At 40.3% G+C, this 24,696-nt stretch carries 19 protein-coding genes; 17 read left to right on the top strand and 2 right to left on the bottom strand.

All coding sequences use genetic code 11. The features are described 5' to 3' along the window. Window positions 1-80 precede the first annotated feature (80 nt). Window positions 81-932: an alpha/beta fold hydrolase gene (locus IM515_RS07405; protein ID WP_002766855.1), complete on the top strand. Its 852-nt coding sequence runs from the start codon at window positions 81-83 to the stop codon at window positions 930-932. A 109-nt stretch (window positions 933-1,041) separates the two neighbouring features. On the opposite strand, the gene IM515_RS07400 is transcribed toward IM515_RS07405, so the two are convergent. Further along, window positions 1,042-3,006: an FAD-dependent monooxygenase family protein gene (locus tag IM515_RS07400; protein WP_287628579.1), complete on the bottom strand. Its 1,965-nt coding sequence runs from the start codon at window positions 3,004-3,006 to the stop codon at window positions 1,042-1,044. A 121-nt stretch (window positions 3,007-3,127) separates the two neighbouring features. On the opposite strand from IM515_RS07400, the gene IM515_RS07395 reads away from it, so the two are divergent. The 3 genes from IM515_RS07395 (at window position 3,128) to IM515_RS07385 (ending at window position 5,111) form a co-directional block, all read left to right on the top strand. Further along, window positions 3,128-3,370 carry a hypothetical protein gene (locus IM515_RS07395; protein WP_002763591.1) on the top strand — a complete coding sequence of 81 codons (243 nt, stop codon included), beginning with the start codon at window positions 3,128-3,130 and terminating at the stop codon, window positions 3,368-3,370. 7 nt (window positions 3,371-3,377) lie between these two features. Then, the gene (locus IM515_RS07390) at window positions 3,378-4,193 is read left to right on the top strand and encodes an LmeA family phospholipid-binding protein (protein WP_287628578.1); all 816 of its coding nucleotides are present in this window, start codon (window positions 3,378-3,380) and stop codon (window positions 4,191-4,193) included. A 237-nt stretch (window positions 4,194-4,430) separates the two neighbouring features. Then, window positions 4,431-5,111, top strand: coding sequence for a GerMN domain-containing protein (locus IM515_RS07385; RefSeq protein ID WP_287628577.1), 681 nt, complete (start codon window positions 4,431-4,433; stop codon window positions 5,109-5,111). Window positions 5,112-5,155: 44 nt separating this feature from the next. Here IM515_RS07385 and IM515_RS07380 read toward each other — a convergent pair whose 3' ends face one another. Then, window positions 5,156-6,217, bottom strand: a complete 1,062-nt coding sequence (locus IM515_RS07380; protein ID WP_287628576.1) for a mechanosensitive ion channel family protein — start codon at window positions 6,215-6,217, stop codon at window positions 5,156-5,158. Window positions 6,218-6,245: 28 nt separating this feature from the next. Here IM515_RS07380 and IM515_RS07375 point away from each other — a divergent pair, with 28 nt between their 5' ends. The 13 genes from IM515_RS07375 (at window position 6,246) to IM515_RS07315 (ending at window position 24,287) form a co-directional block, all read left to right on the top strand. Beyond that, window positions 6,246-6,737: a c-type cytochrome gene (locus IM515_RS07375; protein ID WP_425589502.1), complete on the top strand. Its 492-nt coding sequence runs from the start codon at window positions 6,246-6,248 to the stop codon at window positions 6,735-6,737. A 324-nt stretch (window positions 6,738-7,061) separates the two neighbouring features. Continuing rightward, window positions 7,062-9,212 (top strand): O-linked N-acetylglucosamine transferase, SPINDLY family protein, encoded by a 2,151-nt coding sequence (locus IM515_RS07370; RefSeq protein WP_287628574.1) that lies wholly within the window; start codon window positions 7,062-7,064, stop codon window positions 9,210-9,212. A 17-nt stretch (window positions 9,213-9,229) separates the two neighbouring features. Beyond that, window positions 9,230-11,383 carry an O-linked N-acetylglucosamine transferase, SPINDLY family protein gene (locus IM515_RS07365; protein ID WP_287628573.1) on the top strand — a complete coding sequence of 718 codons (2,154 nt, stop codon included), beginning with the start codon at window positions 9,230-9,232 and terminating at the stop codon, window positions 11,381-11,383. Window positions 11,384-11,400: 17 nt separating this feature from the next. After that, the gene (locus IM515_RS07360) at window positions 11,401-13,560 is read left to right on the top strand and encodes an O-linked N-acetylglucosamine transferase, SPINDLY family protein (RefSeq protein WP_287628572.1); all 2,160 of its coding nucleotides are present in this window, start codon (window positions 11,401-11,403) and stop codon (window positions 13,558-13,560) included. 12 nt (window positions 13,561-13,572) lie between these two features. Beyond that, window positions 13,573-15,726 (top strand): O-linked N-acetylglucosamine transferase, SPINDLY family protein, encoded by a 2,154-nt coding sequence (locus IM515_RS07355; protein ID WP_287628571.1) that lies wholly within the window; start codon window positions 13,573-13,575, stop codon window positions 15,724-15,726. A 512-nt stretch (window positions 15,727-16,238) separates the two neighbouring features. Beyond that, on the top strand, window positions 16,239-17,630 hold the full coding sequence (locus tag IM515_RS07350) for an NAD-dependent malic enzyme (protein ID WP_287628570.1): 1,392 nt from the start codon (window positions 16,239-16,241) through the stop codon (window positions 17,628-17,630). 31 nt (window positions 17,631-17,661) lie between these two features. Next, a complete protein-coding gene (locus IM515_RS07345) occupies window positions 17,662-18,396 on the top strand; it encodes a M15 family metallopeptidase (protein WP_287628569.1) in 735 nt (244 codons plus the stop codon). A gap of 459 nt (window positions 18,397-18,855) precedes the next feature. Further along, a complete protein-coding gene (locus IM515_RS07340) occupies window positions 18,856-19,200 on the top strand; it encodes a hypothetical protein (RefSeq protein ID WP_002754005.1) in 345 nt (114 codons plus the stop codon). Between the two features lie 230 nt (window positions 19,201-19,430). Further along, on the top strand, window positions 19,431-22,814 hold the full coding sequence (locus IM515_RS07335; RefSeq protein ID WP_287628568.1) for a HEAT repeat domain-containing protein: 3,384 nt from the start codon (window positions 19,431-19,433) through the stop codon (window positions 22,812-22,814). A 132-nt stretch (window positions 22,815-22,946) separates the two neighbouring features. Then, a complete protein-coding gene (locus tag IM515_RS07330) occupies window positions 22,947-23,210 on the top strand; it encodes a type II toxin-antitoxin system Phd/YefM family antitoxin (protein WP_002750215.1) in 264 nt (87 codons plus the stop codon). After that, on the top strand, window positions 23,210-23,518 hold the full coding sequence (locus IM515_RS07325) for a type II toxin-antitoxin system RelE family toxin (RefSeq protein WP_002750216.1): 309 nt from the start codon (window positions 23,210-23,212) through the stop codon (window positions 23,516-23,518). The genes IM515_RS07330 and IM515_RS07325 overlap by 1 nt, the downstream gene beginning before the upstream one ends. A gap of 48 nt (window positions 23,519-23,566) precedes the next feature. Beyond that, window positions 23,567-23,776: a hypothetical protein gene (locus tag IM515_RS07320; protein WP_287628567.1), complete on the top strand. Its 210-nt coding sequence runs from the start codon at window positions 23,567-23,569 to the stop codon at window positions 23,774-23,776. Window position 23,777: 1 nt separating this feature from the next. Further along, window positions 23,778-24,287 carry a HEAT repeat domain-containing protein gene (locus IM515_RS07315; RefSeq protein WP_287628566.1) on the top strand — a complete coding sequence of 170 codons (510 nt, stop codon included), beginning with the start codon at window positions 23,778-23,780 and terminating at the stop codon, window positions 24,285-24,287. The last annotated feature ends 409 nt before the right edge of the window (window positions 24,288-24,696 follow it).

The following is a 24,696-nucleotide window of genomic DNA, read 5'->3' as shown; positions in this document are numbered from 1 at the left end:
AGGCTAAATACACCCATTTTTCTCGAGAAGTTTCCCTAGTAACCCCTATCAACGGTTTAACTTAGGTTGAGATTGATTATATGCCTACCATCGACATATCGGGAGTATCCCACAGTTACGAGTTATTTTCGCCCCAAGCGGATAAACCAGTTTTAGTCTTTATACACGGTTGGCTGCTGAGTCGTCACTACTGGCAGCCTTTGGTAGATATTCTCTCCCCGGATTATCCCTGTCTAGTCTATGATCTCCGGGGCTTTGGCGACTCCCAAAAAATCACCTCTAACAGTCCTCCTAGCAGTTATAACCTTGAATCCTACTCCCAAGACGTTATTACCCTTCTTAACCGCTTAAACCTCGATGCTGCTTGGTTAGTTGGTCATTCCCTCGGTGGTAGTGTTGCTTTGTGGGCCGCGGATAGCTGTCCTGAACGGATTAAAGGGGTAATCTGTATGAATGCCGGCGGTGGCATCTATCTAAAGGAGGAATTTGAGCGATTTCGGGAGGCTGGAAGACAGATTTTACAGAAAAGACCCTCTTGGTTGCCCCGTGTTCCCTTTATTGATGTTTTATTCTCGCGGATGATGGTCAAGCAAACCCTAGGTAAAAAATGGGGCAAACAGCGCGTGATTGATTTTGTCCGGGCCGATTACCAAGCGGCCCTAGGGTCACTTTTGGAAACCACTACTATCAGCGAAGTTCATCTTTTACCCCAGATTGTCTCCCGTCTCCCGCAACCGGTCTATTTTCTGGCGGGGAAAGAGGATACGATTATGGAAGTTAAGTACGTTAACCATCTGGCCAGTTTTCATCCCTTGTTTGAAACTGGCAGCAACGTCATTGAGTTATCCGATTGTGGTCATTTTGCCATGCTGGAACAAACAGCAGCGGTGGCCCAAAAGATGATGGCTATTTTAAATCTGCATCGCAGTTAGAACCTTTAGGTAAGCGCATTCTTGAACTTTTCCAACAGTTTCTTAACTCCACAAACAGTGAACTAAAAACTCAAATCTGATCCCTGATAGCTGTCTCGGAGTCTCCTACTTAATGTCTTAGGCCATAATTAAAACTCAATAACTTTAACCAGAGGCGAGGATTGTCTTTTTCTAGCCAGCTTTGCCAGTTTTTTAACCATTGGGGAAACCAGGGACCCAAAAGCAGATTTTTGACTCCATCAAGGCTAAAATCGAGATAGGAACCCAACCAGCGAATTAAATCCTGACTGCCGGCCATTTCTGCTATCCATAACAGTAAAGTGGGGTTTTTTCTGGCCGCTTTAATTGCTAAACGGCTAAAGGTCAACCAATCGGTTTTATCCTTAATAAAGGTTTCAGAAACCTCCGGCGGTTCGTCGGCCAATAAACCGAAAAATGTGTTTAACATGGCGTTAATTCTTTGGGGGGGTAAGGTTTTTCCCGTGGGAACCATCATTCCTTTAGAAAATAACCAAGTTACCGCCACATTACTTTGATATGCCCGCACGTTTTCTAGGTCTTTAGCTGTTAGTAAATCGTGTTTTAAGGCCGTATCCAAAAGATGGGTTAAGCGCTCTAAATTACGCACCAAAGAACCGAATCCAGTAAAGATTAAGGGTGATTGCAGGGAGGCGGCATCACCGATGGCTAAAATGCGATCAAAGGAGACAATTCGATCTTTTTTTCCTGTGCTAAAATGCCCCGGTATATAACCAAAGGTGGGTTTTTTCCAAGTTAATTTTTCTGGGTCACACTGTCGATATTCGGGCAGAATAGTAAAGAAATCTTCGTACATTTCTAACAGAGAACCGGGGTTATCGGGATGGACTTGATGATAGTGAAATAGATAAAAGGTTAATTCTTTTCCTTCCCCCGGAAATAATTCCCAAATTAATTGCCTACCTTTAGAAATATCGCCATGGGAATTTAAGACATCACCATAGTGAGAATCCCACACCACCGGATCGAATCCTTCTACTACTGCCCCCACCGTCGGACAGACACTATCAAAGGCACGCACTCCGTTTAATTGCCAAGCAATGGCAGAGGCGGAACCCATGGCATCAATCAATAAACGGCCTTTTATCTGTTGAATTTCTCCACCATGATTAAGGGTGACAGTAACACTATTAGCGGTAATGTCAGCCTTAATAAATTCCGTTTGATCGAGAATTTTACCGCCATGATCCTGTATTTTTTTAGCGCAGGATTGCAGCAATTTATCGGAATTAATGGCGATATTTAAAACCGTGGGAGTATGGAGAATTTTGGCTTTCAGATGGGGGGGATTATTGCCATCAAAAAACTTATTAAAGCCATCGATGTATTCTTGGAAGATTAATTCCTCGAATTCTTCGGCCGTAAATAGGCCTAAATTAATTAAACTTTGAAACTCCGATCGAGAGATATTCCATTCCCGATTCATCCGTCCGAAAGGCAGTCTTTCTACTAGGAGGACTCGATAACCTAATTTGGCCATCTGTGCCGCATGAATTGCCCCCAAGGCACCACCAATATAAATTAAGTCGTAGGTGATGGGATGATTATTTTCCTCGCTGCTAGAGAAAATTACCGGCTGCGGTTGTTGGGGATTTTTGGCACTGTCGCGCCAACGTTTTTCCCACCAATACAAACGTTCTAAGTCTGCCTCTCCTTGGGGCATTTTGCGGAAGTAGTGAACCGTTAGGGGATAGTCCGCTTCTAAATCTGTAAAAATTGAGTGATTTTTTTGATCGATATTTGGTATCGTGCTAAACTGCGGCGGAAAACGCTTTTGTAAAGCTCGATCGAGCTGCCGAGTCAGGGATGTTTCTTGATCATGCGATCGCTCACCCCAGCGGAAAACTTTTAAATAAGTAGTCCGTTGCAGCGTCCAGACAAAAATCGATAATTCGATCGCCTCCGATAAGCGCAATCTCACCCCGTTAGGTGTATTTGTCTTGACACCGCTTCTGGGTTGCCAATCGGATTGTAACCACTGACAAACGGCGATCGAGTCAGGAGTCGGAATTTCTCTGTAAAGTATTTCTTTCATCTTGATTTAGTTATTACACCCAAAAATCGTCTGATTACGCTAGACTACACAAAAAGTTTTCTGAAAAAAGTTTAAAAAACTTTACATACCTAGATTAATACACAGCCTACCCCATCTGATTATGAATTATCCCATCCCGACTACCCCCGAAGAAATTGCCGCCCTCCGACAGCGTCCCGTCGATGAGGAGATGATCGCTGCCGTGATTGCGGGAATTATTAGAATGGCCCGCGCTCAGGGTCAATCTCTCGATGATCTGACTGAAGAAATTCTCGCAGAAGACCCGATTTTAGATCAAGTGCAACGACGTTGGTTAAGTCAGCTTTTGACTAATGCTTGGCAAAATTTAGCTGGATGGGTGTAATTGAGCGATGGAATGGCTAACAATCACTCTCGCTAGTGTTTTGACCCTGTTAACTCCCGCAGGGGCAATTATTGATACGGTTTTAGCCCATACCCTTCGCTCTCAAGTCCAAAAAGTGGAACAATTAGCCGTGAGGGTCGATAATACTCCCAATTATCAGGTTCTGCAAGGCAAAATCGATCGAGTTCGCATTTCCGCACGGGGAATTTATCCCCTTGCTGATGTTCGCATTGAGAAGATCGAGCTAGAAACTGAGCCAATTAGCCTCGATTTGCGGCAATTACAGCAAAAAAACAGCAGTTTAGCCGCCGCCTTGCGCCGACCGGCTGCGGGAGCATTGCATCTTGTCCTCACGGAAACTAATGTTAATCAAGCTTTACAATCAGCAGCGGTCAAAGAACAAATTCAGACCCTGATTAATAATCTGATTCCCTCTAGGGAAGAATCGCATAGCACAAAATATCAACTTAGTCAAGCAAATTTTAATTTTCTTAATAATAATCGAGTCGCCCTCAGCCTGCAGCTAGAGACCCAAGGGCCGGACGGTCCCGCAGCCAGCCTCGATCTGAGCTTAGAAGTGGGATTTAAGCTAGTGCAGGGGCGAAAAATCGAGCTTATTGACCCCACAGCCACTCTTAATGGTCGTCGCATCTCCTCGCGCCTTCTCAAGGGGTTTGCCGAGGGTATATCCACCCAGTTAGATTTAAAAAACTTCGAGAAACAAGGAATTATCGCCCGCCTTCTCCAATTGCAGATCGACGATGATAAGCTGAGTATAGCCGCCTTTGGCAGCATTGAACCTCGATCGAGGAACCCCAATTAAATTTAACGGTCGGAAAACAGGAGATCGGAAGTGGGAATTATGAATTATCAATTATGAAGTGGGGTGGTGGGGAAGTGGGGAAGTGGGGAGACCACTTCGTGCGCGTTGCGGGGGGAGAATAAAAGCGTTCGACTGCTCACTTAAAACTGATAACTGCTCACTTAAAACTTAAAACTTAAAACTGATAACTGATAACTTAAAACTGATAACTGATAACTGATAACTGATAACTGAATTATGCCTAGTTCTCGCTCTAGTGATAAAATCTCTTTGCCTTGGATAATTGGTATCGGCCTCGCTTTATTTACTGCTGGTGGGGCCACTGCTTGGTTTGCCGTCCATCACCTATCTTCCTCCCAGAAAACCAGTGAAAACCCGATTGAATCTCCCAGTCCGGCGCCGATAAGTCAATCACCAATTGTGGAACCGGTTTCTCCGGGTCCAGTGAAGACAAGTCCGACAGCAACTCCTGCAGCTATTCCTGTTAGGGAAACTCGACAGGTTTATTGGTTAAAAGTGACCGATACGGGTAATCAATTAGTCACCCAAGAAATTACCGTTCAAAAAGCGGATAGCGACGACCGAGAGTTAACAGCAGTATTGAAGATTCTATTAGCTGGTCCAAGTAATCCTCAGGACATGACTACTATTCCCCCCGGTACTAAATTACTGGATTTAAAAGTAGATAAAACGGGAATTAAGATTAATCTCTCGCGCGAGTTTGGCAATGATGATGGTCCTGATATGTTAATCGGTCGTTTGGCACAAATCATCTATACTACTACTACCGAGGATCCCAATGCCAAAGTCTGGATTCAAGTGGAAGGAAAACCCCTAGAATTATTAGGAGAAGGCCACGGTATTGAAGTTGCCCAACCGATGACTCGTAAGTTTTTTGAGGAGAATTATCAATTGTAAGTTGTCCGCGCATTTAAATTGTTTGTTGCGATAGCAAATTGAGGTTAACTAGGGGGATTACTGGGGGGATAGGGAAAAAGAATTGGATAGGGAAGTTTAATTCCTTCTTGCTGATATCGTCGGTGTAGGAGTTTAATAAATTCGTGTTTAATGGTGAGATGTTGAAAAAATTCTTCTTCTACCACCTTGAGATAGACTGTTAGCACAATGCTATAGTAATCGAGTTTACCATAAAGAATCAAGGGTTTATAGTTACCGAGGTGAGGTTGCAATAACTGAGCGATTTCTTGCATAACTTCTAGGGTAACTTTTTCGACTTTTTCTAAGTCACTATCGTAACTAATGCCCACTTCCACGGGAATCAGTAGGGAGTGATCTGGTAAACTATAGTTACGGAAACTAGAAGAAATGATCTGAGCATTGGGAATGACCAAAAGATTATTGGTAATTTCTTCGATGACTGTGCATCTTAAATCCACATCTCGCACATAACCAGCTTCTCCCGTTCTCAGTTCAATATAATCTCCCGGTCTAACTTTTTTAGAAGTGATAATATTAATCCCTGACATTAAATTAGCTAGGGTATTTTGGAGAGCTAAACCGAGGGAAACACCCCCAATACCAAAGGCAGTAAGCATCGGAGTTATCGAAATGCCAATCGAGCTTAAAATCAGCAAAAAACCGCAGCTAAAAATCAGAACTTTGGCGAGAAATTCAAATAGGGAAGTTAGGGAAGAAATGCCATCATCTCCCGTGGTATAAACTCGTAATATTTCCACGGATAATTGAGCAATAGCCCAAGTAGCTGAAGCTAAAAAAGCCACTAGCAGCAATTTTTTGCTCAGGAGAATCAGGTAGGGAAAGAGGGGAAGATTGGGAAGGGAGAGGGCAATATTTAAACCCAAAAGTCCGAACCAAAGTATGCTTAATCCACGAAGGGAACGTAAAACCCCTTCCGAGAAACGCAGGTTTTTTTCTCTGGCAATCGATAAAAGTTGACTGACAACGCGCTTTTCTACGAGCCATCCCAACAGCAGGAAACTGAGGACGATGGTGATAGGTAGGATAATATAGGGCCAATCTTCCAGTCTGGTTAATAGGTTCATTGCTAGAGGGTTAGAAAAAGATGCAGTTTTGTCTTATATTATTCTCCATTTGCCTATCTCTAGCAGCGGCGGTGGAATTTTGGGGCAAAAAGTTGCAAAATGTAAAGAGAAACTCATCTTTCCTTCGGCGGCCTTCGTGAATAGTCAGTTATTTAAACCAAAATTCGGGCTTTATCGACTCTTAATGGTTATAATCGTGGGTTTGTTGCTGATTAGCACCTTTTTAATCGCTTTTCATCTGGCTAAGATGTCGGATCCCTACATTAAAGAGGTGTTATCCCTACAAGGTAATGTCAGTCGCGGTTACGAAATCTTTCAAATTAACTGTGCTGCTTGTCACGGTCAGTTTGCTGATGGCATCGTCGGACCAAGTTTAGAGGACGTTTCCCATCGCAAATCGAGAATTAGTCTGATTGAACAGGTAATTAGTGGTAAAACCCCGCCAATGCCCAAATTTCAGCCCGATCCTCAAGCTATGGCCGATTTATTGGTTTATTTAGAAAAGCTTTCAAAAAACTGACTTGAAAGAGGGTGTGGGGTGTAGGGAAGGAAACCTCTTTCATCTGTGGGGGTGAAAACTTTTTCATCGGGACTGACTCTTGGCTGACATTGATGGTAAGCTAGGACGCGTTGAAACTGGGTGGGGAAGTGGGGGAATGGGGGAATGGGGGAATGGGGGAATGGGGGAATGGGGAATTTCAACTAAAACCCCAACACCCCCCGCAACGCGCACGCAGTGACCACCCCAAAACCCAACCCCTGAGAAACTGATAAATTTTACTTATATAGAAAAATTTTGCTTCTATTTGGGTACGCTAGTAGAGACACTTAACGATAAATACTTATGTCTTGGCATTCCCAAGTTGAACCGGCAATTATCCAAGGGGATTTCTGGCAAGTTAGCCAGTTTTATCAAGAATTAATAGAAAAGGAACCCTTAGAAATTAGTCATTATTGGTATTTAGGATTAGCCTATCTTTTGGAAGCTAGGGAAGAAGAAGCACAAGCTACTTGGTTATTTGTCTTCACTCAAGGAGATGAACAGGAGGTGATGCTGTGGACAGCAGATTTAGTCAATATTTTGGATGGGGAAGCGCGCCGACAATTAGAGTTAGGCAATTTAGAAACCAGTTGGTTAATTCGAGGACATATTCGCGAGATTAGTCCCGATAATATTGATAATTTACTGCGGTTTATTTTATTAGCAATTAATTTGAATTATTTCGATAAAGAGCAGTTACAAGCTTGGTTATTTGTTGATGTGTTAAAAACAAGTAATTGCCAGAATCTAGAGTTAAGTTTATTGGAAGAAGTTTTAGAAAAATTTCTCGATTCTCAGATACCAGAAACCGTCCCTTACTTAGAGGCAATATTTCAATCTAACTGTCAGCGACAAACTTTTATCAAAGTAGTAGAAGCTAAAGTAACTTCTCTAGCCATGAATAATAAACCATTGGCTATTGATATTATTAATACTTGTTTAGCAGTAGAACCGGAGCAAATTTGCCTGTTAGCTGAACTTTATCAATGTTATTTTGATAATCGAGATTTTGCTGCTGCTATGCAAGTAGCTAGTCAATTAAAAACAAGCTGTCGAGATTTGCCTTCTCAAGCTGTCGCTGATTATATTGCTCTTTATGTCAAATTATTTAGTGGTGATTGGGTCGATATTAAGGCAGATGTTGAAGAATATACAGAATCCTTGCAAAAAAGTATCGCTAATCGAGAATGTCCCAGATTATTGGATAAACCATCCCTAACAATTTTATCCCCTCTAACTTACCTAGAAGATAACCCAATAAAAAACCGTTATATTAGTAATTGTGTTGGTCAACTTTTTCAGGAATATGTTCGCAATAATTCTAACTGTAATTATCAGCAAAAATCGACTATTAAGGATACCAATAAAGTTCTGAAAATTGGCTATATTGCCCATACTTTATATAATCATTCTATCGGATTAATTTCTAGGTGGTTGATGAAGTATCATGACTATAATGAGTTTCATGTCTCCTTATATTTAGTATCTCAACAAGAAGATTTTATCACTGAAAATTGTTTTAGAAATCAGGTAAATGCTTGCTATAATTTACCTGTCGATCCTCAAATGATTGCTGAAAGAATCAGTCAAGATAACATTGATATTTTGGTGGATTTAGACAGCATCACTAATAACACAACTTGTCAAGTCATGGCACTTAAACCCGCACCAATACAAGTGACTTGGTTAGGTTTTGATGCGTCAGGAATTCCTGCAATTGATTACTATCTTGCTGATAATTACGTTTTACCAGCAGATGCACAGGAATATTACCGAGAAAAAATTTGGCGCTTACCTAATTCCTATATTTGTGTGGATGGTGTCGAGGTTGCTTACCCCTCTCTCCGAAGAGATGATTTAGGGATTCCAGAGGATGCAATTAATTACTTAACCGTACAAACGGGGGTTAAACGTAACCCTGAAACTATTCGACTTCAGCTACAAATTTTAAAGGCAGTTCCTAATAGTTATTTGAGTATTCAAGGGTTAAGTGATGCTAAATCAGTGGAAAAATTATTTTTCAAAGTTGCCGAGGAAGAAGGAATTAATTATGAGAGATTAAAAATCTTACCCCTCTATCCCACAGGAATTTATCGAGCAAATTTAAGAATAGCTGATGTGGTTTTAGATACCTATCCTTTTACGGGAGGAATGACGACTTTAGATGTGCTGTGGATGGGGATACCTTTGGTTACAAAAGTTGGTCAACAATGGTCATCGAGAAATAGTTATACTTTAATGGTTAATGTGGGAATTAGTGAGGGTATTGCTTGGAGTGATGAGGAGTATATCGACTGGGGGATTAAGTTAGGTAAGGATGAAAACCTGAGACGCAAAGTTATCGCTAAATTAGATGAATCTAGACAAACTTCCCCGATTTGGAATGCACGTCAGTTTACTAAAAATGTGGAAAATGCCTATCGTCAAATGTGGCAAATCTATTGTGAAAGTTAATCAGGGAGAATTAAATCATGTCTTGGCAAAATGAAGTTAAAACCGCTTTAGAAAACAATCAATACGATATTGTTAGTCAGTTTTACGAAGAACTGATAGAAAGAGAAACCACAGAAATTAGTTATTATTGGTATTTAGGATTATCCTATCTTTTGGAAGCTAGGGAAGAAGAAGCACAAACCACATGGTTATTCGTCCTCAGTCAAGGGGATGAACAGGAGGTGATGCTGTGGACAGCAGATTTAGTCAATATTTTGGATGGGGAAGCGCGAAGACAAGTTAAGCTAAAAAATTGGCAATTAAGCTGGGTAATTCGTCAGCATATCTACCAGATAAATCCAGATAACCTAGAAAATTTATTATATTTAGTCCTGTTAGAAATTAAGCTAGAATATTTTTATCCCCAAAAACTTAAAGATTGGCAAATAGTTGATTTAATTAATTCGGACAAGTTAGAAAATTTCGATATAAATTTACTCCTAAACACAATCTATAGACTTCTAGATTGGCCAGCGCAAGAAGTTCTGGATATTATCATAACCCTTTTAAAAATAGACTCACAACAATCGGCAATATTGGAAATTATCGAACAACATATTGAAAAAATTTATTATACCGATAAAACTAATGCTGTTATTTTGACTCTTAGCTGTCTAGATATTATACCCGATCGCTTACTACTTTTGCATAAAATTCATCAATACTATATCGAGACTGGTAACTTTGAGTTGGCCTTGGAAACTGCCAATAAAATCAGGAATTTATCCAATGATAAAGTATCAAAACTGGATAGTATTTATCTGCTGCTCTATACGGAACTTTTAGCAGGTAATTGGTTAAATATTGGCAATAAAGCTCAGGAATATTATCAAGCAATTCAAAATAATTTAGAACGGTGTCAATGTCCCATGAGAAATCAAGCTGAGGTTATTTCTATCACTTCTCCCTTAGCTTATTTAAAAGATGACTTAGTAGGCAATCGCTGGTTAACTAATCAGTTAGCTAAACTATTTCAAGAGGCAGTTAGAAAAAGATTTAATCAAGTTACTATCGAGTCTCAGAAACCTAAAGATGTCAATAAAAAACTAAACATTGGCTATATTGCCCATACTTTACGGCGACATTCCGTCGGGTTTTTAAGTCGCTGGTTAATTCATTATCATCAACGAGATAACTTTAATATTCATCTCTACCTAGTCAATCAAGTCGAGGACGATATTACGGAACAATGGTTTAAAAATAAGGTGGATAAGTATGATAATTTACCAGCAAATCCCCAAATTATTGCTGAACAAATTAATCAAGATAACATCGATATTTTAGTAGATTTAGATAGTATAACTAATGATACCACCTGTGGAGTTATGGCAATTAAACCTGCACCGATTCAAATAACATGGTTAGGATTAGATGCCACGGGAATACCTGCTATTGATTACTTCCTTGTAGATAATTTAGTTTTAGAAAAAAATGCTCAGGAGTTTTATCAAGAGAAGCTTTGGCGCTTACCTAATTGTTATCTTGCCGTGGATGGATTTGAAATCGGGACACCAACTCTAACCCGAGAGGATTTAAACATACCAGCAGACGCAGTTACTTATTTAACTTTGCAAGTGGGATTAAAAAGAAATCCTGCCACAATTCGCTTACAAATGCAGATTATTAAAGCAGTACCTAACAGTTATTTATTAATCAAAGGTGCGGGAAGTGAAAAGCTAATCAAAGATTTATTTATCAGCATTGCTAAAGAGGAAGGAATCGATGAAAATAGATTGCGCTTTCTCTCAGGAGTTGCTACGGAGGAAATTCATCGCGCTAATCTCCAAATTGCCGATGTGGTACTCGATACCTATCCCTACAGTGGTGCAACCACTACTCTAGAAACTCTTTGGATGGGTATTCCTGTAGTGACAAAAGTTGGTCAACAATGGGCCAGTCGTAACAGTTATACTTTTATGACTTATGCGGGAATTAGCGAGGGTATTGCTTGGAGTGATGAGGAGTATATTCAGTGGGGAATAAAATTAGGAATGGATGAGGAATTAAGAAAAAAAATAGCCATGCAATTGCAAGCTTCTCGTCAAACAGCACCGCTTTGGAATGCACGTCAGTTTACTAAAGATGTGGAAAGCACCTATCGTCAAATGTGGCAAATCTATTGTGAAAGTTAATCAGGGAGAATTAAATCATGTCTTGGCACAATGAAGTTAAAACCGCTTTAGAAAACAATCAATACGATATTGTTAGTCAGTTTTACGAAGAACTGATAGAAAAAGAACCCCTAGAAATTAGTTATTATTGGTATTTAGGATTATCCTATCTTTTGCAGGCAAAAGAAGAAGAAGCACAAGCTACTTGGTTATTTGTTTTCACTCAAGGAGATGAACAGGAAACTGATTCATGGCTGCTAGAATTAAGCAATATTTTAGCAGCCGAAGCTAACCGACAATTAGAGTTAGAAAATCTAGAAACCAGTTGGTTAATTCGTAAACATCTACAGGAAATTAATCCCAGTTATCTCGATAATTTACTGCATTTAACCCTCGTTGAAATTAAATTAAATAGATTTCATCCTCAACAACTGCAAGAATGGCAAATACTAGAATTAATTACCCAGGGTTCAGTTAACTCTCAATTATTGGAACGGGTAGTAATTGCCGTCATACCTTATGCTCATGAATATACCATAGAATTAGTTCGGTTAAGTTTACCCTATCTTGACAATTCTCTAGAATTACTTAATCACGTCATCACTGTTGCTGGACGCTTTGCTTTTGAGAAATATCAACCTATTTATTCCGTTGACTTAGCGGAAGCTTTTCTTCCCCTTTATCCCGAAAGTTTGTACTTAGAAGTTAATTTATTTTGGTTTTATATCTCTTTACCTGACTATGAAAAAGCCATAAATTTAGTTAATAATTTGAAAGAGAAAAGTCAAACGATTGATTTAAAAATGTTTAATCAATCTCTCCTCTTTAATGGTTCTTTACGAGCCTCAAAATGGAATGAAATTCCTAGTATTTGTCAAGAGTATAAACACTTAATTAAAGAATTTATAGAAAAAAAGCCCCAAGATATACATCCCTTAGTTAGAGAAAATTTACTAACAGTTATGAACCCGATTTCTTACTATGAAGATAACCCGAAAGAGAATCGACCGCTTTTAAGTCAGATTGGCAGTTTTTTTCAAGAAACTTACAAAGAAATGCTGGGTTTTCAAGAGGAAAGTTTTGACAAATCCAGAGAATATAATCCCGATAAAAAACTGAAAATTGGTTACATTGCCCAAACCTTAAAACGTCATCCTGTAGGATTTTTGAGTCGTTGGACTATTAATTATCACAATCGTGAGCAGTTTGATATTCACCTTTATATGGTGAGTCAACCCGTGGATGAAATAACTAAAAAATGGTTTTCTAATCCCGCAGATAAAATCTATCATGCTACTGCTGATTCCCTAGCAACCTATCGCAAAATTAAAGAAGATAACATCGATATTCTGGTGGACTTGGATAGTGGTACTGGGGCAATCGTTGCCAAAGTTATTGCCTTAAAACCTGCTCCTATTCAAGTTAACTGGTTAGGTTTTGATGGTTCCGGTTTACCCGCAGTAGATTATCTTTTAGCGGATCCTTATGTACTACCAGAAAATGCCCAAGAATATTATCAAGAAAAAATCTGGCGTTTACCTGATGCTTTTGTCGCTGTGGATGGTTTTGAAATAGCCGTTCCTACCCTGCGAAGAGAAGATTTAGATATTAATAACGATGCGGTTATTTATCTAAGTTCTCAAACAGCAATTAAGCGGAATCCTGCGATGATTCGCTTACAAATGCAAATCCTCAAATCCGTAGCTAATAGTTATTTCCTGATTCAAGGAGTTGCTGATGATAATTCTCTCCTAGATTTATTCTGTCAAATTGCCGCAGAAGTTGGGGTAGAAACTAATCGAATTAAGATGCTTCCTCTCTATCAGACGGAAACCTACAGGGCAAATTTAGCCATCGCTGATGTGGTTTTGGACACCTATCCCTTTAATGGTGGTACAACCACCTTAGAAACCCTCTGGATGGGAATTCCTCTGGTGGTTAAGGTGGGGCAACAATGGTCATCACGCAACGGTTATACTTTAATGATGAATGCGGGAATAACTGAGGGTATATCTTGGAGTGATGAGGAATATGTGCAGTGGGGAATTAAGTTAGGATTGGATAAAAATTTAAGAGAAGAAGTCCGTTGGAAACTCCGAAAGTCTCGTCATACATCTCCCCTCTGGAATGCCAAACAATTTACCAGAGATTTAGAAACTGCTTATCGGCAAATGTGGAATATTTATTGTCAATCTTAGCGGATAAAAACTATGCAATGGCATCAAGACATACAAACCCATTTAAACGACAACAATTATCAACTGGTGGTGCAGTTTTATGAACAATTAATTGAAAACAATTCTCTGGTAATTGAGGATTATTTTTATCTAGGATTAGCCTATCTTTTACAAGATAGAGAAGAAGACGCACAAGCTACTTGGTTACTGGTGTTGAGTCAAGCAGCCGAATCAGAATTATCGGGGTGGATAGAAACTTTAACTCAAATCTTAGATGCAGAGGCAACCAGACAAGAAAATTCCCAAAGACTAGAGACAAGTTATCTAATTCGATGGCAGCTACAAAATCTTAATCCTAGTTTTTTAAATAATCTCCTGCATCTGATGGAATTAGAAATACAATTCCAAACATTTGCTATGGAAAAGTGCAATGATTGGTGTGTATTTGAACTGTTAGAGAATACAGCTACAGCAGCAATTAATCTTGATTTACTGCTGCGAGTGACGGAAAAAGTTTTAATCTACCCCTGTACTGATACCATCTACTTTTTAGAATTAGCAGCCTTACATATCAATAATCCAGAAATAATTGCGGCCAAAGTTATCTCAGCAATTGTAAATTATGGTTATCAACAAAAGCAAAGTGGATTTGCCATTAATTTAGTAGAACTTTGTTTGCGCTTTCTACCAGATAATTTATACCTACAAAATAGTTTGTTTAATCTTTACAAAACCACCACTGTTGACTATAAAAAAGCTCTAGAAATTGCCGATAATTTTTATAAAAATTGCCAGACAACTACTGAAAAGCTGTTCGGAATTTCTCTGGTAATTGGTATTTTACAAGCTAAGGGAGACTGGGGAAATTTACCTAAATTTATCGATGAATTAACACAACTAATCGAGCGACAAATTAATGCCGAACAATTTAATGCACGTCCCTTTATTATCGACTCTATTTTAGGAGTTAGTAGCTGTCTTCCCTACTATCAAGATAATCCGAAAATTAATCGCTATTTACAAAGTAAACTAGCGGAAATTTTTCAAGCAGATGTAAGAACACGCTATAACTATATTGCTCCTGTTTATTCTCCAAAATCTCCAGCAAGAAAAATAAAAATTGGTTATATTGCCTATACTCTTCGTCGTCATTCTGTGGGTTGGTTAAGTCGCTGGTTATTTCACTATCATAATCGAGATAAATTTGAAATTTACACCTATTGTGTCAACCAAGCAGCGGACGAAATTACTGAAAAATGGTTTATAAATAACTCAGATTATAGCTATAACTTGCCCGCAAAAATTGAACAGATAACTGCCCAAATTCGTCAAGATAACTTAGATATTTTAGTGGATCTTGATAGCTTAACTAATAATACAACTTATCTAGTAATGGCATTAAAACCCGCACCGATACAGGTAACTTGGTTAGGATTAGATGCGTCGGGAATCCCTGCGATTGATTATTTTATTGCCGATAACTACGTTTTACCCGAAAATGCTGAAGAAATTTATTCAGAAAAAATCATCCGACTTCCTAACTCTTATTTATCCGTGGATGGTTTTGAAGTGGGTGTTCCCACCAGGAGAAGAACTGATTTAAATATTCCCGATGATGCTATTATTTATCTGACCGTGCAATCGGGATTAAAACGCACCTTAAACATGATTTATCTCCAATTGCAGATTCTCCAACAGGTTCCTAATAGCTATCTTTTAATCAAAGGTTTTGCCGACAAAGAAACCATTCGAGAATTATTTATCAAAAGTGCCGACGAATTGGGAATTAGTCAAGATAGATTAAGATTTTTGCCCAATGATTTCAATGAGGAAACCCATCGCGCTAATCTGGGAATTGCTGATATAGTTCTCGATACCTATCCCTATAATGGTGCTACCACAACCCTAGAAACCCTCTGGATGGGGATTCCTTTAGTCACTAGGGTTGGTGAACAATTTGCGGCCCGCAATAGCTATACTTTTATGAAAAATGCTGGCATTAGTCAGGGTATAGCTTGGAGTGATGAGGAATATGTGCAGTGGGGAATTAAGCTAGGATTGGATAAAAATTTGCGGGAAGAAGTCCGTTATCAATTACGTCAATCTCGTCATACATCTCCCCTCTGGAATGCCAAACAATTTACCAGAGATTTAGAAACTGCTTATCAACAAATGTGGAATATTTAGGGTGCATCTCATTTTTGTCAATCTACTAAGTTGGGATTTTTAAGGGAAAACTCTCTTTTAAAATTGGGCTTTACTTCCGATTTTATCGCTCAATCCAAGCTTTTGGGGGGTAGAACCCCCCAAACCCCTAGGGTTGATTCATAGTAGGGTTGATTCATGAATCAACCCTACCCAAACCCCCGTTGGGGGCGTGGCGCCGCCCCCAAACCCCGGAGCGCATTAGCTTTTCGGTGGGCTGCTTACAGGCAGTTATTAATACATTTGTACGCATTTGAGAGTGACTGATAATTGCTGATTGTCGGTATTTTTGCAAATGTTGAGATGCAGCCTTCCTACCTTCTCCCCACACCCCACACCCCACACCTTTTAAAAAGAATCTAGTTTGACTCACTCGGTTTCACCGGTATTATGACCACAGAGATCATAATAGCTACAGAAACTGCACGATTAGATACCAAAGTCCCTCACAGATAGAAGATAATCAATATTTATCAGTATTGGAAGCCTTCAGCATGGTTCATTTAACGCCCAATCCTAGCTATAGTTTAAGTCTCAAGATAGAAATCCCCAATCAAGCGGGAACCTTCGCTTCTGTCCTCAATGCGATCGCCGATGTCGGGGGGAATTTAGGGCAAATTTCTCTGATCGAACGCAATTTAAAGATTAGCACCCGCGAGGTGATGGTTGATGCCGCTAGTACCGACCAAGCGGAACAGATTATCGCTGCGGTTAAAGCTCTACCGGATGTTAAACTTCTGAAAGTTTCCGATCGCACCTTCGACCTCCATCGTCGGGGTAAAATCTCCATTGAAAGTCGTATTCCCCTCACCTCCCAAGATGACCTGGCCATGGCCTACACCCCCGGAGTTGGTCGCATCTGCACCGCTATCGCCCATCAACCCGAACAAGTGTATTCATTGACGATCAAGGGTAACACCGTCGCTGTAGTGACCGATGGTAGCGCGGTCTTAGGATTAGGAAATCTCGGGCCAGAGGCTGCCTTGCCGGTAATGGAAGGGAAAGCGATGTTATTCAAGGAATTCGCCGGAATTGATGCTTTTCCCATCTGTTTAGCCACCCAAGACCCCGAAGAAATCATCGCAACCGTCAAAAGAATCGCTCCGGTTTTTGGGGGTATTAACCTAGAGGATATCGGCGCTCCCCGCTGTTTTGAAATTGAGAAACGTCTGCGAGCGGAATTAAATATTCCCGTTTTCCACGATGATCAACATGGTACAGCGATCGTTTCCCTGGCTGCCCTGATTAATGCCCTCAAATTGGTCAAAAAATCGCTTGATACAGTCAAAATCGTCATTAATGGTGCGGGTGCGGCGGGTATCGCCATCGCTACTCTCTTTAAAACCGCAGGAGCTACAAATATAATCCTCTGTGATTCCCTTGGTATCCTCTCCCAAAAACGGGACGATTTAACCCCAGAAAAACAAGCTTGGGCCGTGGCTGCCAGTGGTAAGCTAGGGGATGCTCTTAAAGGCGCTGATGTCTTCTTGGGGGTGAGTGTACCGGGGGTATTGACTCCCGAAATGGTCAAGGGAATGGCTAAAGATGCGATCGTGTTTGCCATGGCTAATCCGATTCCCGAAATTCAACCGGAATTAATCAATGATTTAGTGGCCGTGGTGGCTACCGGACGCAGCGATTATCCCAATCAGATTAATAATGTTCTCGCTTTCCCCGGATTATTTCGCGGGGCCTTGGACTGTCGCGCTAGGGCAATCACCGATAATATGTATCTGGAAGCGGCCAAAGCGATCGCTTCTCTGATCAATCCTGCTAATCTTGATCGAGAGAATATTATTCCCTCGGTTTTTGATGGTCGTGTAGTTACGGCTGTGGCCGCCGCCGTTCAACACGCTGCTCGTCAAGATGGAGTGGCCGGGGAATAATGTAATTATGGTGCAGGAGGGTAAGTAAACCGTGAAACCGATCGATGATATTCCCGAAGCTTTGCGGGACAACCAGTACAGAAAAACTACTAATCCTAATGGTCTCATAGCGATCGCCAGCGGTTTACTTGCTCTGGTGGGAACCGGCCTAATTGCCATAGCAGTCTTGAATCGTCCCCCTGCTTCCGTAAAAAAACCGGTTATTAACCCATCCCCCCCCATTAAAGCCACTCCTGGCCCGATTGAGAACATTCTAGGTCATTTACCCTATCAAGAGGCTCCGGAGACGGAATTAGCCCCCATTACTGGGGATGGTGCTATGCGTTTAAGGAAACCGGCAGCCAAGGCTTTTATCGAGATGCAGAGTGACGCGAGAAGGTCGGGGGTGATTTTAATGCCGATTTCCGCATTTCGATCGAAAGCAACCCAAGAAAAGCTCTTTTTTGAAGTTAAAAAACAACGCAATCAGCAAACCCGCAAACGAGCAGAAGTGAGCGCACCTCCGGGTTACAGCGAACATCATACCGGTTATGCGATCGATATTGGCGATGGTCACGCTCCCGCCACAAATTTAAGTAGCAGTTTTGCTAATACTGCCGCTTTTCGTTGGTTGCAAAATAACGCTGCCCAGTATAGTTTCGAGTTATCTTTCCCTGAAAATAATCCCCAGGGTATTAATTATGAACCCTGGCACTGGCGTTTTGTCGGGGATAGTCACAGTTTAGAAACTTTTTATAAGGCCCAACAATTAGGAAAACAAAAATAAACGTAGGGTGCGTTAGGCATCCATTGTTTTTAGGGAAAAAATCAAGGTCTAAATATTGCCGTAACGCACCAACTTTTTAGAAACCCCAACAATTAGGAAAACAAAAATAAGATAACCTTATCGGCAATTGCCTCCAGCATTCGGACAATAACCTATCGCTGAAACCAGAGATTTTCTATCCGAATGCTTCGCCCGTACTTTTTCAACTTTTTAGAAAAGCCAACAATTAGGAAAACAAAAATAAGATAACCTTATCGGCAATTGCCTCCAGCATTCGGACAATAACCTATCGCTGAAACCAAAGATTTTCTATCCGAATGCTTCGCTCGTACTTTTTCAACTTTTTAGAAAAGCCAACAATTAGGAAAACAAAAATAAGATAACCTTATCGGCGATCGATGGCATTTTCTGGAATTAATTACTAAAATAGGATTATATTGTATTGTGAGTGTTTCTAATATGTCCAAGCCAGTAGAATACTTAACAAATGAGCAAGGGGAACGAGTTGGGGTTTTATTAGACTGGAACACCTATTCTCGATTTGCCAATTCATTAGGACTCGATGAAGATTGTTTGATTGGTTTGAGTGTGGATGAATTAAAAGCACTGGCAAGTTGTCAATTGTCCCTCGTAGAGCAAACCCGTTTAGATGATTTAGTGACGAGAAATGCAGAATCTTTACTCTGCGCTGATGAAGTAGCTGAGTTAGATGAGTTGTTGGCAAAAACAGATCAATTAACAATTCTTAAAACTCGTGCCAGATATACGCTAAAGTGCTTGGAACAAGGTACGACAGCAGCGTGAGTGTTTATATTCGGATGGGGTTTTCCCTGTCTGACAGGAGAGAGGGATGCAGAAACTCCGATTCTATCTTGTAAGTCATGAACAAATCTTCTTAGCCTACAATTAAAAATAAGCAAGGTAGGGTTGATTCATAGTAGGGTTGATTCATGAATCAACCCTACCCCTGCTAGGGGTTGGGGGGTTGCCTTTTTCCTCGTCTCAACAGGTAATTTAAATACTTGACAGCATCAATGATTGACTGGACTCCCTATCTCAAATCAATCTCGGACTCGGAAAAGTACGCCCAGTGGGAGACATTTTACACCCTCACGGACGTAGAGGGAAAAACACGCCCGTCGAAAACTGCACCTTTGCTAAGAGATTTGTGGGTGCAGACGATTGAAAAAGAACGAGAAAACCCGCAAGAAAGAGCAGAAAGACCAGAAAAACCCGAAAGATTCACGGTTTTAGATGGTTTACGCAAGTATGCAACTAATCACGTTCTTTTAAAAGGTCGTCCCGGTTCAGGAAAATCGACCGCTTTAGCCAGATTATTATTAGAAGAATCTGTAGGGGCGCAAAGCTTGCACCCAAATCAACAAAATCAGGCTAAAATCATTCAAATTCCCATTCTCATCGAATTACGCTTGTATGAAACCTCAATTCTTGATTTAATTTTACAATTCCTGAAACGCCATAAATTAATTATTGATAGTAATACCCTAGAAAGTTGGCTGTTAGAAAATCAGAATTTTAGCCCATTATTATTATTTGATGGTATCAACGAATTGCCCTCAGATACTGCACGACAGAATTTAAAAAACTTTCGCCAGCAGTATGCAGAAATTCCGATGATTTTCACCACAAGGGATTTAGGCAGCGACGACTTAAACATTGAAAAAAAGCTGGAAATGCTCCCCCTGACTGAACCACAGATGCGGGATTTTGTCAAGGTCTATTTGCCTGAAAAAGGCGAAGAAATGCTTAAACAGTTGGGAAATCGTCTCAAGGAATTTGGCCAGACTCCTCTGCTTTTGTGGATGCTTTGTTCAGTTTTTGATAATAATCAGAACAAAATTCCTGCTAATTTAGGCTTAGTTTTCCAGATTTTTACAGGAATTTATGACAAGAAATTAAAAGCAGATGTTCCTACTTACAAAGAATCGCGGGATTGGTGGCGAGAATTGCTGCAAGTGTTAGCTTGGAAAATGACCCAAGGGGAGTCAAAAACCGAGATTCAGGTGGCTATTTCCCGAACAGAAGCAGAGGAAGAATTAAGCAAATTTATTAAAAATAAAGGATTCCCAGAGTATTACAGTAAGCAGTGGTTAAAGGATTTACTGAAATATCATCTAATTCACCTAGAAGGTAATGATAAAATTGCTTTTCGCCATCAACTGATTCAAGAATATTACACGGCTGAGGAATTAAAGAAAAAGTTACCACATCTCAGGGATGAGCAGTTAAAGTGGGACTATTTGAATTATCTCAAATGGACGGAACCTATGGCGTTGCTGTTGGGGTTATTGGATAATGAAACCCAAGCAAAACGGGTGGTTAAATTAGGGTTAGAGATTGATTTAAAATTAGGAGCGAGGTTAGCAGGAGAAGTCAACTTTAAGTTTCAAAAGCAGACAGTGGGGTTAGTGCTTGGGTTGGATGTACCGAAACGGTTTAAGGTGGAGTTATTGGGATTAACAAAGTCTAATCAAGTTGTTAATGAGTTAAGTCAAGCTTTAAAAGACTCTGATTGGGGTGTTCGTTGGAACGCAGCCGAGGCTTTGGGTAATATTGGCTCGGAAGCAGCTATTCCGGGGTTACTCAAGGCTTTAGAACACTCTGATGATGATGTTCGTATGCGCGCAGCCTTAGCTTTGAGTAAAATTGGCTCGGAAACAGCCATTGCGGAGTTACTCAAGGCTTTAGAACACTCTGATGATGATGTTCGTATGCGCGCAGCCTTAGCTTTGAGTAATATTGGCTCGGAAGCAGCTATTCCGGGGTTACTCAAGGCTTTAGAACACTCTGATGATGATGTTCGTATGCGCGCAGCCTTAGCTTTGAGTAAAATTGGCTCGGAAACAGCCATTGCGGAGTTACTCAAGGCTTTAAAAGACTCTGATTGGTATGTTCGTAGTCACGCAGCCTTAGCTTTGGGTAAAATTGGCTCAGAAACAGCCATTACGTGGTTACTCAAAGCTTTAAAAGACTCTAATTCGATTGTTCGTATGTACGCAGCCAAGGCTTTGGGTAAAATTGGCACAGAAACAGCCATCCAGGAGTTACTCAAGGCTTTAGAAGACTCTGATGATTGGTCTGTTCGTAGGAACGCAGCCTTCGCCTTGGCTGAGATTGGCACAGAAACAGCCATTCCGGAGTTACTCAAGGCTTTAGAAGACTCTAATAAATATGTTCGTATCAAAGCAGCCGAGGCTTTGGGTAAGATTGGCTCGGAAACAGCCATTGCGGGGTTACTCAAGGCTTTAGAACACTCTGATGATGATGATCGTTGGAAGGCAGCCGAGGCTTTGGGTAAGATTGGCTCGGAAACAGCGATTGCGGAGTTACTCAAGGCTTTAGAACACTCTGATGAGGATGTTCGTGGGAACGCAGCCTTAGCTTTGGGTAATATTGGCTCAGAAACAGCCATTACGGGGTTACTCAAGGCTTTAGAAGAATCTAATAAAGATGTTCGTTGGAAGGCAGCCTTCGCTTTAGGTAAGATTGGCTCAGAAACAGCCATTGCGGGGTTACTCAAGGCTTTAAAAGATTCTGATAGTCTTGTTCGTATGTACGCAGCCGAGGCTTTAGGTAAGATTGGCTCGGAAACAGCTATTCCGGGGTTACTCAAGGCTTTAGAATACTCTAATAAAGATGTTCGTAGGAAGGCAGCCGAGGCTTTGGGTAAAATTGGCTCAGAAGCGGCGATGACTGAACTTATCAAATGCCTAAAAAATCCTGATTTTGTCACATTAAATAATGGCGATACTCTCTCTCCAGTTAGAGAAGCACTAGACACAATTCAAAACAAACTTAAATACTATCACCCCATCTCCCAACCCATGAATCAACAAGTTTACATCTCCTACAACTGGCAAGAAGACAGCAACGAAATGGCTAATCAACTCGTCCAAGCTTTTGACGCTAAAGGAATTGAGATTATTCGGGATAAAACCCACACCAGCTATAAAGACTCCATCAAAAACTTTATGCGGCAAATTGGACGGGGGAAATGTGTCGTCGCCGTCATCAGCGATAGATACTTAAAATCAGAAAACTGTATGTTTGAATTAGTAGAAATTGCCAGAAATGGTGACTTTTATCAAAGAATATTCCCGATTATTTTACCAGATGCCAGAATTTATAAAGACTTCGAGCGCATAGACTACCTGAAATATTGGGAAGACGAAAAAGCAAAACTACAAGCAAAATACAAACAACTTGATTTAGTTAACACTAATAGTATCATGGCGACATTAAACTTGTATGATGAAATCAGGGACAATATTGATAATCTAACTAACATTCTTAAAGATATGAATAATCTCAATATCGACTTACACAGCCAATCGGAATTTGCAGCTATGATTAAAGCAGTAGAAACTAAGCTTGCAGAGGATAGTCAAAATATTTAACTAAATCCCAGAATGATTGTTTTAAAAGATAAAGCCTAAAGGTGCTATTGCTGACTATACCCAATTTGTTCCCTGTAACTCATTTGACCGATAACTGCTATAATCATTAGTTGATAACTGTTAATTGCTGACATGACTAAATATCTAAACATTACTGAAACAGGACAAAAGCTGGTTGAATGGTCTGAGCAAATGACTGACGAACCTATTATTATTACCAAAGAAGGTCAACCCATTATGGTTGCCCTGAATTACGCTCAAATTGAATCTTGGTTAGAAACTCTTGATATTTTACAAGACAAAGAGTTTGCCGAAATCCTATCTGAAGCGATTCAACAGGATCAATCAGGACAAAGAATTACTTGGGAAGATGCTAAAAAACAACTGGGTTGGTAATGGAATATCAAATACAATTAATTCCTCTTGCTTTAAGCTTTTTATCTAAAATTACCGATAAACGCATTCAGCAAGAAATTCGCAAACGGATTGAAAAGCTAAAAATTGAACCGGATAAACAAGGTAAAGCCCTTTCAGGTAAACTTAAAGGATATCGTAGCGTTAGGGCAGTTGGTCAAAGATATCGGATTGTCTATCGTGTTGAAGAAGCTCAAATTATTGTTATTGTTATTGGAGTTGGAATTCGTAAACAAGGTGATAAGAAAGATATTTATGCCCTTCTTGAAAAATTAATTAATAATGAATAAAATATGGGTTATGACAGAACTGCTAAACCAATAGGTTCTTGCTGAATCGTGAGATATACACCTATTACTTTTTCAGAGATAGCCAGTTTTGGAGAGGATAGTCACAATATTCCTGCTTCTTCTGAAAAAAACGCATCCCTATCATCTACTACCTATGATTTAAGAGGAGCTACCATTGGCAATTTAGCTCATAATGTGCAAGGAAGCCAACAGAATTATCCCCAGCAACCTAATAACAATAACCCAGAGAAAAAATAACATGGTTCAGCAACTTAATAACACCCAAATCGCCATCAATACTTTATTGAATAAACTCAACGATTCTCTCCCCCAGATCCGCGCTAAAGCTGCCGAAGCCTTGGGCAAAATTGGCAATAGCAGCCTTGCCGACACCTTAGTATCCCATTTAATAGGAGAAAATGATCTTAATGTTCGCATAAATCTGATTCGAGCTTTAGGAGAAATTGGCAATGAATCCGCAATTCCTTATCTAGCTTCCTGCTTATCTGATACTAATCCCGATATTCGGATAATCACGGCGGAATCTCTCGGAAAAATTGGTAGTGAAAAAGCAATATCCTATCTCATTCAATCCCTACAAGATACGGAAGTAAAAGTTCGTGTCACAGCCACAATTGCTTTAGGTGAAATTGGACTAGAAGATGTTATTCCTTATCTAGTAAATGTTTGTTCCGATGAAGAAGATAGCGTTCGTTTCAGTGCTGTTGATGCCCTCGGTAAAATTGGCTCTCGTTATGCAGTAAACTGATATGAAATTGAGTACAGAATCCCTCGATTTAATTATCAGAACTCTTGCCAAAAGACTATTCACAGACAAGAACCCAAGTATTCGGATTAAAGCCGCTCAATCCTTATTTTGATCCCCCTAAATCCCTCTTTCTAAGGGGGACTTGAATTCGACGTATCGCTTTCATTCAGAGAAATGTTCTCAGTTTTGCCATTATGGATGCTATAATTAGGGCTTGCTGAATAAATGTGAAATGTAGGCAAGATAGGGGTTTTGTGGCTTTTCTTGCGAAACAGGTGCAAGATTTTGAGAGAATCGTGCTTCAAAACCTTGCGTCTTCATCGGCCCGCGTCCTGTAGGGGCGAAGCATTCGGGCAATAACCTATCGGTGAAACCGGAGATTTTCTATCCGAATGCTTCGCCCGTACTT

Origin of the sequence: Microcystis sp. M44BS1 (assembly GCF_020244875.1) — a bacterium.
Classification (GTDB): domain Bacteria; phylum Cyanobacteriota; class Cyanobacteriia; order Cyanobacteriales; family Microcystaceae; genus Microcystis; species Microcystis panniformis.
Note: the sequence above shows the minus strand (reverse complement) of the source record. Positions and strands in the feature narration are given on the sequence as shown.